This window comes from Chryseobacterium phocaeense (assembly GCF_900169075.1).
Lineage (GTDB): Bacteria > Bacteroidota > Bacteroidia > Flavobacteriales > Weeksellaceae > Chryseobacterium > Chryseobacterium phocaeense.
The window spans coordinates 1,555,367-1,568,062 of sequence record NZ_LT827015.1 but is presented as its reverse complement, the minus strand read 5'-3'; the positions used below and the strand labels follow the sequence as shown (position 1 = coordinate 1,568,062).

The following is a 12,696-nucleotide window of genomic DNA, read 5'->3' as shown; positions in this document are numbered from 1 at the left end:
AGATTGAGGCTGAGGGTGAGCGGATATAAAAAAGGCTGTCCCGGTAAAGAACAGCTTTTGAAAATATAATAAACAGGTGAAATTATTTTTGATTTTTGTGAAGACGGATGCTGTACACGGTAATCACTACGGTTGCCAGTAAAAATAAAGCCCCGATCCATGGCGTACTTGCCAGTCCCAGTGAAGAAGTAACCACAATACCGCCTGTGTATGAACCCACCGCAATCCCGATATTGAAAGCCGCGATATTAATTCCTGACGCTACATCTTCTGTTCCCGGAAGCTCTTTTTCCGCAATCTGAACGACCAAAAGCTGAAGTCCTGGTACACTTGCAAATGACAGACCTCCCAAAAGAAATAAGGTGATAATACTTAAAATCTGGCTGCCGGCTGTGAAATAAAACGCCAGCAATACCAATCCCTGAGCCCCGAACATCCAGAGAAGTGCTTGTAAAGGGTTTTTATTGGCTGTTTTTCCGCCTAAAAGGTTTCCTAATGCAATGGCAATCCCGTAAATAAGCAGAATAAACGTAACCGTAGACTCCTGAAAGCCTGTGATTTCCTGTAAAATAGGCGATAAATACGTGAAAACAACAAATGTTCCCCCATACCCCATTGCCGTCATTAAAAACGCAAAAATCATCCGTCTGTTTCCTAATACTTTGGGAAGGCTTTTCAAAGAAGCGGTCTGATCACTTTTCAGGTTATTGGGAACCAGGAACATACTCGCCAGTAATCCAATGATTCCGAGAATTGACACCCCAATAAAAGTGGCTCTCCATCCGAAATGCTGACCAATAAAGGTTCCCAGCGGAACTCCCGTCACGATAGCGAGGGTAAGCCCTGCAAACATAATTGAAATGGCAGTTGCCCTTTTCTCTTCCGGCACCAGTGATGCAGCAATCGTAGAACCGATGGAAAAATAAACCCCATGCGCAAATCCTGTCAGAATTCTGGCCATGACCAAAGTGAAAAATCCCGGTGCGATGGAAGCCAGCCCGTTTCCGATCACGAAAAGCATCATAATGGAGATCAGCAAGGTTTTACGTGGTATTTTCCCGGTTAATGCCGTCAGAACAGGAGCTCCAATGGCTACTCCGATAGCATATAAGCTTACCAGAAGCCCTGCTGAAGGAATGCTGATGCCGAGATCTCCGGCTACCGTAGGAAGAAGCCCTACAATAACGAATTCCGTGGTTCCGATTCCAAATGCACTGATGGTGAGTGCCCACAAAGCAGCCGGAAGACCTTTGCTTTTTCCTGCCGACTTTGTATTGATCTGTATTTCTTTTTGATAATTCATTGCGTTGTTATTTGTTGTGTTTTGACAAGGCAAATTTCCGGCGAATTGTTCTATTATGAAAATAATTTAAATTCTAGTATAGTATCAGAATAATAATAGTTTTCTTTTTTTCTGCAAAAATTCCGTTCCTTTGTACTAAAGTCAATATTCATTTATGAAAAAATCAGAAGCTACCCGTCTGAACATCCTGCAGAAAGCCTTTGAACTGATCTATGCGAAAGGGTATCAGACCACCAGCGTAGATGAAATCATTGCGACCACACAGGTCACCAAAGGAGCTTTCTATTACCATTTCAAAACCAAAGATGAAATGGGCCTGGCGATCATTAATGAACTTCTCAAAAATAACTTTAAAGAAACTTTCATTGAGCCGCTCCTGAACACTGAAAATCCTCTTGAAACCATCTACCGGCAGGTATACGGTATTTTAATGGAAAATGATTTCCTGAAAGTAGAATATGGCTGCCCTACCTCCAATTTCACCCAGGAAATGGCTCCCTGGCATGTAGATTTTACAAAAGCACTAAATGAGCTCTCCGGGCGTTGGGAAAATGCTATAATTTCGTGCATTGAAAGCGGAAAGAAACTAGGAACCGTAAAAGACCATGTCAACGGGAAGGAAGTGGCTGTTTTCGTCATGTCCGGGTATTGGGGCGTCAGAAATTTAGGGAAGCTAGAAAATTCAAAATCAGTATATCTCATTTATTTAAAAGGACTTAGAACTTATTTTGATTCGCTGCAATAATTTTTTTCATTAAAACATACTAATTAGTATGTTTTTGTTTTACCTTTGAGGTGTTCAAAAATTTCATCATGTACCAAACCCTTACGTTTCTGCATTCTTTATTCCGGTGGATTGTTCTGTTAAGCCTTGTGTATGCCATCTGGAGATCCTGCAGAGGATACTTTTATCACAAGATATTTACTAAAACAGATAACGGCGTACGCCACTGGACGGCAACCATCGCCCATGTTCAGCTGATCCTGGGCATTTTGCTTTATACCAAAAGCCCGATCGTAAAGTATTTCTGGAAAAATTTCAGTGAAGCCAAAGCATCTTTGGATCTTCTTTTCTTCGGCCTGATTCATATTTTGCTGATGATTACTGCGGTGGTACTGATCACCATCGGCTCAGCGTTTGCCAAAAGAAAAAATACGGACTCCGAAAAATTTAAAACCATGCTCATCTGCTTTGCTATGGCCCTGGCGGTTATTTTTATGGCGGTCCCGTGGCCATTCTCTCCTTTTGTTAACAGACCTTATTTCAGATAATTATGATGCATTTATTTAAAACAAAAATCGGACGCCTGAGAATTCTGGCTATTTTGGAAGGAATCTCCTTATTAACTCTTGTTTTCATTGCAGTTCCCATGAAGTATGGGTTTGGAAATCCTGCCCTTGTGAAAATGATGGGCCCCATTCACGGAACCCTATTTCTGCTGTTTCTTTTTAATACATTAAGTGTAGGAGTTGAGCAAAAGTGGAAATTCCGGGAAACCACCTGGAAAGTCTTGCTGGCCTGTGTTATTCCTTTCGGGACCTTTTATATTGATTATAAAATTTTAAAAAGGCTATGAAAAGCCTCATGTTTTTTTGTGGAATCGTGCTTACCATTTACGTTGTTTACCGGATTTACAGGTATCAGACTTTAGATGACGGTCTGGAAAAGCTTATCCGAAAAGGAGCCGTTATTCTGGATGTACGAACTGAAAGTGAATTTAAAACGGGACATATTGAAGGATCTGTTAATATGTCTCTGGGAACCATCAGGGAAAGATATATTGAACTGGATTCTGCTAAAACCTATATCACCGTATGCTCTCACGGATTACGAAGTGTAAAGGCTGAACATATTTTAAAGGACAGAGGCTTCAAGCATGTATATAATGGCGGTGCGTGGAGTGATCTTGAGGAAGTGATCAGAAAATAATGTTGCTGATTATAAAAATATTTTAAAGGTGTGACGGCAGCCTGTTACGGTTAATAAAGGAAAATTCTGTCTTCGTGTACCACATAACCCCCCGTTTGGTCAGGTTTTTGAATGCTTTAACAGGCAATACATTGATTTTCAAAATCAAAAAAGAATAGCATTTAAAATTTTCACCACCATAAAATATAATATTATGTCAACACAGAATTTAACCCACATCGAAGCCATTAAAAAAATCCAGGAACTCTCCCAAAACGCAAGAATATGTATGTTTTGTACGGAACTTGAGACGGTTCCGGTAAATTCCCGTCCTATGACGCTGCAGGAAACGGACGACAGCGGGAATCTATGGTTCATCAGCAGCGGAACCAGCAACAAGAATTTTGAAATAAAAGAAGACCGAAGGGTTCAGCTTTTCTTTATGAACAACAGTGACTCCCAATACCTTTCCGTGTACGGCGAGGCCTCTGTTTACAAAGATAAAGCTACCATTGAAGAAAAATGGTCGCCCATGGCCAAAGCATGGTTTGACGGAAAAGATGATCCGGATGTCACCATTATCCGCGTAGAACCCAAAGAAACCTATTACTGGGATACCAAAGCGGGAAAACTGGTCAGTTTATTCAGTTTTGTGGCTTCAGCGCTCACAGGTATTAAAACCAACAATGCCGACGGAGTGGAAGGTAATGCCACCGTATAAAACAAAAGGCGCTTCCGGAATCGGAAGTGCCTTTTTACAACATAAAAACTCTCTGGCGGCTTCAGATGCCTCAACCGCCAGAGAGTTTTTTTATTTCTTTACATCCTCCATAGATGCTCCAAAATTGATATGCAGAACATTTCCATTAGGGGTTACCAGTGCCGGTACAGATTTTACTCCTGCCCTTTCTGCTTCTTCAATTTTACTTCTGTCATTTCCAAGGTGCACAATTTCTACGTTGTCTGCACCAATAAGGTTAATGATATCATGTTCTGCACTTACACATACGGAACATCCTGCGTGATAAAAAACTGGTTTTTTCATAAGATTTAAATTAATTAAGATTTGTAAGAATATGTTTTAGTTCTTGTGTTTCTTTTTCAGTTAAAGGCTTTAAAGGGCTTCTTAGATTCCCACCATCTTCCCCTAAAATATTCAGGCCTGCTTTGACTGCTCTGGGCAAACCTTTACTGACAATAAATTTCAACAGATCAAACTGCCTGTAGAAAACATCCTTTGCTTTTTCCAGATCTCCTGTTTCCACTGCTTTATACAGATCCACGTTCAGTTCTGGAATCAGGTTAGGAGCGGCAGTACACCATCCTCTCGCTCCGGCAGTAAAGGCAGCTAATGCCAGAGGGTTGGAACCGTTGTAGAAAGCGGTTTCCTCACCAAGCTCTTTTCTCAGGTAATGCATCCGCTGGATATCTCCCGTGCTTTCCTTGATCATAGTGACATTCGGGATTTCAAGAAGCCTTTTCAGAAGGGCCGGCGACATATCTACCCCGCTGGTTGCCGGATTGTTATAAGCCATGATCGGGATTGAAATTTTGCCGGCTACCGCATCATAATGGCCCACGATTTCATCATCTGTCAGCTTCCAGTAGCTCATGGGAATGATCATCACCGCATCTGCTCCTGCCTTTTCTGCAAACCGGGCGTGGTGGATTGTTTTTTCCGTGGTAAGATTGGATACCCCTACCAGTGTCGGAATCCTGCCGTTGGTCTGCTGGATGGATGCTTCGGTGATCGCTTCCTTTTCATCATCTGATAAATAAGGCATCACACCTGTGCTTCCCAGCGGCGCTATTCCGTGGCTTCCTGAAACAATCAGCCTTTCCACGAGCTTTTTAAACAGAGGAATATCTACTTTTTCATTCTGGTCAAAAGGGGTAATAGGGTACGCAATTATCCCTTTGAATGGAACATTTTTCATTTTTATAGGTTTTAAATTAATGTGATAGAGTTCAGGGATTAGGGATTAGGGATTAGGGATTAGGGAATATCGAAAATTCGTTTCATATTCAACTTTAAACTTTGAACTTTGAACCTTGACCCCCTTGAACTCTAAAGGTCTCTTCCCTCTTCCTCTCTCAGGGCAACTCCAAGGTTCTGCAGCTGCGGTGCATTTTCGCAGGCCAGGTATTTTGCCGGTTCCGTATCGCTGAGGTTCTGGTGCTTGTGCCATGCCCATGAAGGAATGTAAACGGCATCTCCAGCTTCCCAGTATACTCTCTCGTCTTCTACTTCTGTCCATCCTTTTCCTTCGATCACGTATAATACGGTTTCATAGGTGTGGCGGTGTCTGTTGGTTTGTTGTCCCGGAGTAAGTCCTCCGATTGTCATGCTTACATTTTTGCTGGGAAGATCCACGAAGAAAACCGGGTGCTTTCTTTCTGTTGAAAACTGATTGTGAACACCGGCATTTTCAACGTTTTTATGAATCAGATGACTGGGTTTCACATACTTTGGTCTGGCAAATGTTTCGTGAAAATCTTTTGAACTGAAATCTTTCTTGTCCATGATGCTTTAAATTTTAATTGTTATTGCTCTATTGCATGACAAAATTATCTTATATTTGGACTGGTTAAATGATTCAGTTTTCACATTAATTGGTAGTCCAGATGCTCCGACCTTGGAAATTAGAACTTGAAATAGATAAAACGCTTGAAAAAGCGGTCTATCTGCAGATTGCGGACACTTTTATCGCGGATATACGTTCCGGAAGGCTTAAGACCGGCGACGCACTTCCGGGAAGCAGAAACCTGGCAATGATGCTGAAAATCAACAGAAACACCGTTGTAGAAGCCTATCAGGTGCTCCTTAATGAAGAATGGGTGATCTCCAGGGAAAGAAAAGGCATATTTGTATCGGAAAAGCTTCCTGTCCTGCAGGAAAAACTGGACAACAGAAATCCGGAGACTGAAGAAAGCCTGCCGATACTTCACAAGCCAACCATTAATTTTGATGATGGTCATCCGGACAGTAAAATAGCACCCGTAACTGAACTGGCCAGAGCATACCGCCAGATATTCAACCGGAAAGCCAGATGGCAGATGATGGGTTACGGAAATGAGCACGGAGATACTGAATTCAGGAAAACCATCGCAAAGATGCTGAATCACCAGAGAGGCATGCACATTAACGAACATGAAATTTCAATTACCCGAGGAAGCCAGATGGCCATGTTTCTGACGGCTCAATGTCTGCTCAAAGCCGGAGACGCAATTATTGTAGAAAATCCAGGCTATAAGCCCGCATGGAAAGCTTTTGAATACGCAGGCGCAGAGCTTCTTCCCGTTACGGTAGATGATGAAGGGATCCGGGTAGAAGATATCAAAAGGCTTTTAACCCAGCATAAAAATATTAAAGCTTTATATATTACTCCGCACAGACAGTATCCTACCACGGTTACCTTAAGCCTTGCCCGAAGACTCGAACTCATTGAACTTTCCAATCAGTACGGGATTACTATTATTGAAGACGACTATGATAATGAATTCCATTTTGGTTACCGCCCTATCCTTCCGGTTTCCAGCTTTAATGAACTTCAAAACTATGTTTATATTGGCACCCTGAGTAAAGTGGTCGCTCCGGCACTGAGAATCGGTTACCTTGCTTCCAAAGATCCCGAATTCATTCAAAAGATCGGAGATTTAAGGAAGATAATTGATGTTCAGGGAGATGTGATTATGGAACAGGCCGTTTTGCAGCTGATCAAGGATGGAGCTGTTAAAAAGCATATTAAAAAAGCGACGGTTCATTATAAAAACAAAAGGGATTTTGTTTTCAGTCTTTTGGAAAAACATTTGAAAGACATTGTTGATTTTGCTGTTCCGGAAGGCGGTCTTGCATTCTGGATTGTTCCGAAAAAAAAATCAGACTGGGATAAAGTTACTGCTCTGCTGATTGAGAAAAGCATCCACATTATCCATCCGAAGCAGTACAGTTATGACAAAACTATCAACGGATTCAGGTTAAGCTACGGCTCTCTTTCCGAAGAGCTGCTGGAAGAAAGTATACAGACGATTTCTGATGTGTTACGACTGACAGAATAAGGATGTTCATTTAGATTTTGGCTAAAGCTCAGGAATTTTTCATTTTTAGGATGGATTAAAACCGTTCCTATTGAATCGAATATAATGTATGCAATAAAAAATCTGCCTAATCTGCTCAATCCGCGTGAGATTCAATGTTTCTAGCGAATTGAACAGATTAGGCAGATGTGTATAATTAGTAGAATCTTTACTCTACTTCAAAAACAGCCTGTATTTCAACTGACGAGTTCACCGGAACCGATGATGCCCCGAAGGTCGCTCTGGCATGTTTTCCCTTTTCTCCAAAAACTTCTACTGCAAGGTCAGATGCCGTATTCATCAGGTCGGCATGTTTGGTGTAATCATCTTTGGTATTGAAAATTCCGGTTAACTGCACACATTGTTTTACGCGGTTCAGATCACCATCCACAGCTTCTTTTAAAACAGCTATGACATTAAGCATCGTGGCTTTTGTAGCCTCTTTTACCTGTTCTTCATTAACGTCAACGCCCAGCTTTCCCGGATTTAAAATCTTACCGTCTTTTAAAGCCACCTGATTGATAAATACCAGGTTTCCGGAACGTACATAAGGCTTATAGTTTCCGGCTGGCTGCGGAACTTTCGGCAACACGATCTTTTTCTGTTTCAGAATGTGATCTATATCCTCAGAAGACGGTGCTGTAGCTGCTACGCTCTGTTTTTTAGCAAATGTTCCTTTCAGGGCAATTGCTGTTTTTGCAAAATTTCTACCCTGAAGTTCTGCCAGCCCACGCTCGTCTTTGGTAGGTCTTTCCACGTCTTTGAGGGAAGCCATGCTTGTTACACCCAACACTGAATTTCCCTGAGGAATTGCTTTATTAATGTTTTCAGTCCCCCTGATTCCATTGGATACCAGCACCATGCCGTAAACAGCTAATGTATTCCAGAATGCCTGAAGTGCCAGTTCCTTACCCGCTCCGCTTCCCGCTGACATAAAAACTGTGGCGGGCATTCCTTCCAATGCGTGATTCGTCCATAAATCAACCGTTTTGGATAAGAATCTGCTCATTCCGGTACTGATATTTCCAAAATAAACCGGTGATCCGAAAGCAATTCCGTCATACGATGGAAGCTCATCTGCTGTCGCTATGGGAATATTTTTCAATCTGGGATTTTGAGATTCTTCTACGAGCTTAATCACTGCTGAAGCTGTCTTGTTGCTTTCGATCCCTGATGCTATTTCTTTAGCCAGTTCATACGTTCCTCCATTATCTGAATGGATGAGAACCAATATTTTAGCTTTATTGTCCTGTGCCATGATGGTGGTGATTTTTAATAATAGGATTAATACAAAAACCGTACTTAGTTTTTTCATTTTAAATGGATAAATATTACTTTACAAAATTAATACTGTCGTTTTTATTAAATTTGCCAAAAATTCTATGCAGAACGACACTTTAAAATGTGGCTTGACCCAACAAAAGGACAGCCGGTTTGTGGATACTATCGAAAAAGAAGCCTATGTATGGTGTGAAAAAAACTGGAAACATGACGATCATGAACATGCCCATCACCGTGCCCAGCTCACTTTTGTAGAAGAAGGATACCAGTATTTCCATATCGACCGGAAGATCTATCTGGTGCCGCAGTATCACGTCATCTGGATTCCTTCGGGAAAAGCACACAGAATCACTTCGGAAGCTAAGACCGTCAATTTAATGGTCTTTCTGTTTAAAACGGTTTTTGAGGAAGATTTTTATAAAGATGTTCAGGTTTTTGCCGTTCCTCCTGTTTTGAAAGAAATGCTTTTGTATGCGTCCAAATGGAACCAGCTGATTCAGGAAGATGAGGAGCAGGATTTATTTTTTAAAGCCATTCTAAAGAGTCTCCCGAACTTCTGCAGGGAAAGCAGTTATCTGGAAATTCCCGTTCCTTCTGATGTGAGAATTATTCCGGTCTGTACTTATATTAATTCAAATTTTAAGTATAGCCTGGACACTGATTTATTGGCTGAGAAAGCAAAAATGTCAGTCCGAAGTCTTCAGAGAATTTTTAAAAATGAAACCGGCATTACCCTTCAAAAGTATCATCAACTGGTAAGAATTCTGAAAAGCATCGAACTGATCGACACCGGACAGTATACTTTAAGTCAGATCGCTTACATGACAGGATATCAAAGCCTTTCCGCTTTTACAGCTTCTTATTTTGCGATCATGAAATCCAAGCCTAAGGTAAGGAAAACAGCTTAAGGCGTTTCATCATGAGCCATATCCACCGGTTTGGATTCCGGGGAGCCTTTTTCACGGAGCCATATTGAGAGGATTACAATGGAAGCTACCGCTAAAAATTCGCTCTGCCAGTTTTGAAAAGATTCAAACCAGAACCTGGAGTCAGAGGCGTACTGAAATGCGGTTACTGCAGCTTTATTTTTTGACAATTGCTCCTCATTATAATCTTTCAGGCTTCCGTAAAAATGCATTCCGAAGCTGGCCAGAAACAAAACCGCAAATGCAAGAGATAATGAATGTTTATAAACAGCAAGCCAGATTCCGCCTTTTCTTACGGGCCACGGGGCTTTCGGATGTGGTTTTGGATCCCTGTCCACGTCTTCTTTTTCTTCCAGCGATTTAGATTCGCTTGAACCTTTCTGCCTCAGGGAAACCGTTAACACGATGTACAGCATCATCTGGAGAAATTCACTTTCCCAGTTCTCAAAAGTCGCCTGTATGAAATGCCCGCTGTGAATATATTCTCCAAGACTCAATAAGGCAACGCCATTTTCCTGCAGTTCCTTATTTTCCGTCTTCCAGCCTGTAAAAAACTGCCCGATAAGACATGAAAGCATTAACAGAATTAAGACGATACTCAGGCTGTTACGATAGAAAAAGCTTTTTTTAGACATGGGTGTTAATTCAAAGTTCAGAGTTTGAAGTTCAATGTTTAAGTTTAAAGTTTGAGGCTTTAAGAGTTGGGATTGGGATCCCAGGTCTGGATGACATGCTGAAGTTTCTTCACCGTAGGGCCGGTCAGTATTTTTCCGTTGACCCCAAACCTTGAACCGTGGCACGGACAATCCCAGCTGAGTTCTGCACTGTTCCAGCGGACTTCACACAATGCATGAGGACATGTGCTTTTTACAACGTGCATTCTGCCACCGGTTTCTTTATACACAGCATAGGCTTCGCCTTCATACTTCACTGTTTTGGCTTCTCCTTCTTTAATTTCTGTCATGGAATCTATTTTTTCCATGAAAAGTTTATCCTTTACCAGATCAAAGACTACATCTGCTCCCTCTTTGACCAATTCTTTAAATCCTGCGATGGGCTTTATCCTGGAAGGGCTGAACAGTTTTTCGTACCTGCTGCTGCCGTTGATAATCAGATCACTGATAATCTGTGAAGATAAGGTCCCGAATATCATCCCGTTCCCCCTGAATCCTGTGGCGGTAAAGATCCTTCCGCGGCTTCCGGGCAGTTTTCCGATGTAGGGAAGTCCGTCTGCAGGTTCGTAATACTGGCTGGACCAGCTGTAAACGGCAGTTTCTACATTGAAGTACTTTCTCACGTAGTTTTCAAGCCTCGAAAAACATTCACCGGTATCTTCTGCATGTCCTGTCTTATGATCTTCACCTCCTGCAATCAGCAGATTTTCTCCGTTGATTTCCTGAATCCTGTAGTAATGGTAAGGTTCACAAAGATCATAGCCCAGCTCCCAGGGATAATGATTGTTCTTTAAAGTGAAAGCTACAGCATAACTGCGGTAGGGAGCATTGGTAAAATGCAGCAAATTAATGCCGGGCGGGATATGGGTGGCATAGACTGCCCATCCTGCCTGGATCTCGCCTTTTGATGTTTTTAAAATAACCTGCTGGTCCTGTTCCCGATGGCTTTCACACAGGCAGTCTTCAAGGATTACTCCACCTGCTTCCAGAAATGCTTCACAGAGGCCATTCACATATTTTACCGGATGAAAATATCCCTGATTGGGAATATGCACAGCTTCTTTAAAGGGAACCGGAAAAGGAATTTCATTAACGTACGTCATTTCATGACCAACCTTTGAGGCACCCTCTACAATATCTTTCAGGGTCTTTTCCTGCTCTTCATCAAGTGCAAACAGATAGGCCGATTTTCTGGTGAAATCGCAGTGAATTCCGAGCTCCCTGATATTATTTTCAATAATGCTGATGGCTTCTTGCCCTGCTCCGGCATACAGTCTCGCATCATCAGATCCGAAATCCCGGATGGCTTCGTTGAATGTAGTATCGAAAAAATCATTAAGATGGGCCGTAGTTCCACCCGTCGCTCCAAAAGCAATATTATTGGCTTCCAGAATAATACATTTTTTACCGGACAGCTGCAGTTTCAACGCGGTAGAAACACCCGTAATGCCACCACCAACAACGGCTACATCAAATAAGGCCTGTGGATCTTTACCGGATGGGAATTTCCTTATTTCTTCCTGCCATATACTTTTTCTTGCTCCGTCTCTGTACATGATCTGGGTATTTGGAATTAAACTTATCTGATCTGAAGCGTATCACTTTCTGAACCAGGCTGTCCGGTTCCCCTGCTTTTACTTTGTGCTGCGTTTTTGTATTTGTTTTTCGGCTCGTCTTCTTCAATATCACATTTGCATGATGTAAAAGTAAATGCACCTATAATTCCTAAAATCAATGCTGTGGCTTTCATAATTTCTATAGTTTTAGTGGTTTGATTTATCCATTAACAATCAGGCCTCCGTTCGGGTGAAGGACCTGTCCGGTAATCTGTGCTGCCCCGTTTCCGGCCAGAAAGAGAAAAGTTGACGCTATTTCTTCAGGGGTTGCATTCCTTTCAAAAGGCGGTTTATTCGGATCTTCTTTTTCTTCCCCAAATGTTGCTTCGGTAAGCGGAGTCGCAACAGGACCCGGCGCAACGGCATTGATCCGTATTCCTTTGGGTTTAGCCTGAAGGGCGAGTGATCTTGTGAATGATACAATAGCACCTTTGGTTGCAGAATAGTCCAGCAGCTCAGGATGCCCCTGGTAAGCAGTGGCCGAAGTAGTGTTGATTACGCTGCTTCCTTCTTTGAGATAAGGAAATACAACCTTTGTCAGCAGGATCATGCCGATAATATTGGAATCAAAGGTTTTGCGGATATTCTCCTCTTCCAGGTCTTCAATTTTTTCCGCCGGAAACTGTACTCCTGCATTATTGATAAGAATGTCTATTCCGCCGAATTCTTCCGTAACTTTTTCCACAGTCTCCTCACAAAAACCGTAATCATTGATATCCCCTTTGAAAATAATACATTTTCTTCCCAGGTTTTCAATTTCATTTTTGGTTTTCTGAGCATCCTCAACATCAGAATGAAAGATAATAGCTATATCAGCACCTTCCCTTGCAAAAAGCAATGCTGTTGCTTTACCTATCCCGCTATCCGCTCCGGTTATAAGAAGTGATTTGCCTGATAATATCTCCATTTT

Annotated in this window: 16 protein-coding genes; 7 read left to right on the top strand and 9 right to left on the bottom strand. The window is 41.9% G+C overall.

Annotation, left to right across the window (positions count from 1 at the left end; genetic code table 11):
* Positions 1–82: 82 nt before the first annotated feature.
* Entirely contained in the window at positions 83–1,303 is a 1,221-nt protein-coding gene (locus tag B7E04_RS13750) for an MFS transporter (RefSeq protein ID WP_080779172.1), read from the bottom strand.
* A 154-nt stretch (positions 1,304–1,457) separates the two neighbouring features.
* On the opposite strand from B7E04_RS13750, the gene B7E04_RS13745 reads away from it, so the two are divergent.
* From B7E04_RS13745 to B7E04_RS13725, 5 genes are all read left to right on the top strand, one after another.
* Complete coding sequence (locus B7E04_RS13745; protein ID WP_080779171.1) at positions 1,458–2,048, top strand: TetR/AcrR family transcriptional regulator; 591 nt, start codon at positions 1,458–1,460, stop codon at positions 2,046–2,048.
* Positions 2,049–2,116: 68 nt separating this feature from the next.
* Positions 2,117–2,575 carry a hypothetical protein gene (locus B7E04_RS13740; protein ID WP_080779170.1) on the top strand — a complete coding sequence of 153 codons (459 nt, stop codon included), beginning with the start codon at positions 2,117–2,119 and terminating at the stop codon, positions 2,573–2,575.
* A gap of 2 nt (positions 2,576–2,577) precedes the next feature.
* Positions 2,578–2,880: a DUF3817 domain-containing protein gene (locus B7E04_RS13735; protein WP_080779169.1), complete on the top strand. Its 303-nt coding sequence runs from the start codon at positions 2,578–2,580 to the stop codon at positions 2,878–2,880.
* On the top strand, positions 2,877–3,233 hold the full coding sequence (locus tag B7E04_RS13730; RefSeq protein ID WP_080779168.1) for a rhodanese-like domain-containing protein: 357 nt from the start codon (positions 2,877–2,879) through the stop codon (positions 3,231–3,233). The genes B7E04_RS13735 and B7E04_RS13730 overlap by 4 nt, the downstream gene beginning before the upstream one ends.
* A gap of 193 nt (positions 3,234–3,426) precedes the next feature.
* The gene (locus tag B7E04_RS13725) at positions 3,427–3,933 is read left to right on the top strand and encodes a pyridoxamine 5'-phosphate oxidase family protein (RefSeq protein WP_080779167.1); all 507 of its coding nucleotides are present in this window, start codon (positions 3,427–3,429) and stop codon (positions 3,931–3,933) included.
* A 90-nt stretch (positions 3,934–4,023) separates the two neighbouring features.
* On the opposite strand, the gene B7E04_RS13720 is transcribed toward B7E04_RS13725, so the two are convergent.
* From B7E04_RS13720 to B7E04_RS13710, 3 genes are all read right to left on the bottom strand, one after another.
* Positions 4,024–4,257 carry a thioredoxin domain-containing protein gene (locus B7E04_RS13720; RefSeq protein ID WP_080779166.1) on the bottom strand — a complete coding sequence of 78 codons (234 nt, stop codon included), beginning with the start codon at positions 4,255–4,257 and terminating at the stop codon, positions 4,024–4,026.
* 10 nt (positions 4,258–4,267) lie between these two features.
* Positions 4,268–5,149: a dihydrodipicolinate synthase family protein gene (locus B7E04_RS13715; protein ID WP_080779165.1), complete on the bottom strand. Its 882-nt coding sequence runs from the start codon at positions 5,147–5,149 to the stop codon at positions 4,268–4,270.
* Between the two features lie 131 nt (positions 5,150–5,280).
* Positions 5,281–5,736, bottom strand: a complete 456-nt coding sequence (locus tag B7E04_RS13710; protein ID WP_080779164.1) for a cupin domain-containing protein — start codon at positions 5,734–5,736, stop codon at positions 5,281–5,283.
* A 101-nt stretch (positions 5,737–5,837) separates the two neighbouring features.
* Between B7E04_RS13710 and pdxR the strand changes: the two genes are divergently transcribed.
* Positions 5,838–7,271: a MocR-like pyridoxine biosynthesis transcription factor PdxR gene (pdxR, locus tag B7E04_RS13705; protein ID WP_080779163.1), complete on the top strand. Its 1,434-nt coding sequence runs from the start codon at positions 5,838–5,840 to the stop codon at positions 7,269–7,271.
* Between the two features lie 187 nt (positions 7,272–7,458).
* Here pdxR and B7E04_RS13700 read toward each other — a convergent pair whose 3' ends face one another.
* Positions 7,459–8,604: an Atu1372/SO_1960 family protein gene (locus B7E04_RS13700; protein WP_080779162.1), complete on the bottom strand. Its 1,146-nt coding sequence runs from the start codon at positions 8,602–8,604 to the stop codon at positions 7,459–7,461.
* A 67-nt stretch (positions 8,605–8,671) separates the two neighbouring features.
* Here B7E04_RS13700 and B7E04_RS13695 point away from each other — a divergent pair, with 67 nt between their 5' ends.
* Positions 8,672–9,478, top strand: coding sequence for a helix-turn-helix domain-containing protein (locus B7E04_RS13695; protein WP_080779161.1), 807 nt, complete (start codon positions 8,672–8,674; stop codon positions 9,476–9,478).
* Here B7E04_RS13695 and B7E04_RS13690 read toward each other — a convergent pair.
* The 4 genes from B7E04_RS13690 to B7E04_RS13680 are packed head-to-tail and all read right to left on the bottom strand — an operon-like array spanning position 9,475 to position 12,693.
* The gene (locus B7E04_RS13690) at positions 9,475–10,131 is read right to left on the bottom strand and encodes a DUF6766 family protein (protein ID WP_080779160.1); all 657 of its coding nucleotides are present in this window, start codon (positions 10,129–10,131) and stop codon (positions 9,475–9,477) included. The two genes, B7E04_RS13695 and B7E04_RS13690, sit on opposite strands and share 4 nt — an antisense overlap.
* Before the next feature lie 59 nt (positions 10,132–10,190).
* Complete coding sequence (locus B7E04_RS13685) at positions 10,191–11,726, bottom strand: FAD-dependent oxidoreductase (RefSeq protein WP_080779159.1); 1,536 nt, start codon at positions 11,724–11,726, stop codon at positions 10,191–10,193.
* Positions 11,727–11,749: 23 nt separating this feature from the next.
* Complete coding sequence (locus B7E04_RS22185; RefSeq protein ID WP_165439442.1) at positions 11,750–11,920, bottom strand: hypothetical protein; 171 nt, start codon at positions 11,918–11,920, stop codon at positions 11,750–11,752.
* Between the two features lie 26 nt (positions 11,921–11,946).
* A complete protein-coding gene (locus tag B7E04_RS13680) occupies positions 11,947–12,693 on the bottom strand; it encodes an SDR family oxidoreductase (RefSeq protein ID WP_080779158.1) in 747 nt (248 codons plus the stop codon).
* Between the last annotated feature and the right edge of the window lie 3 nt (positions 12,694–12,696).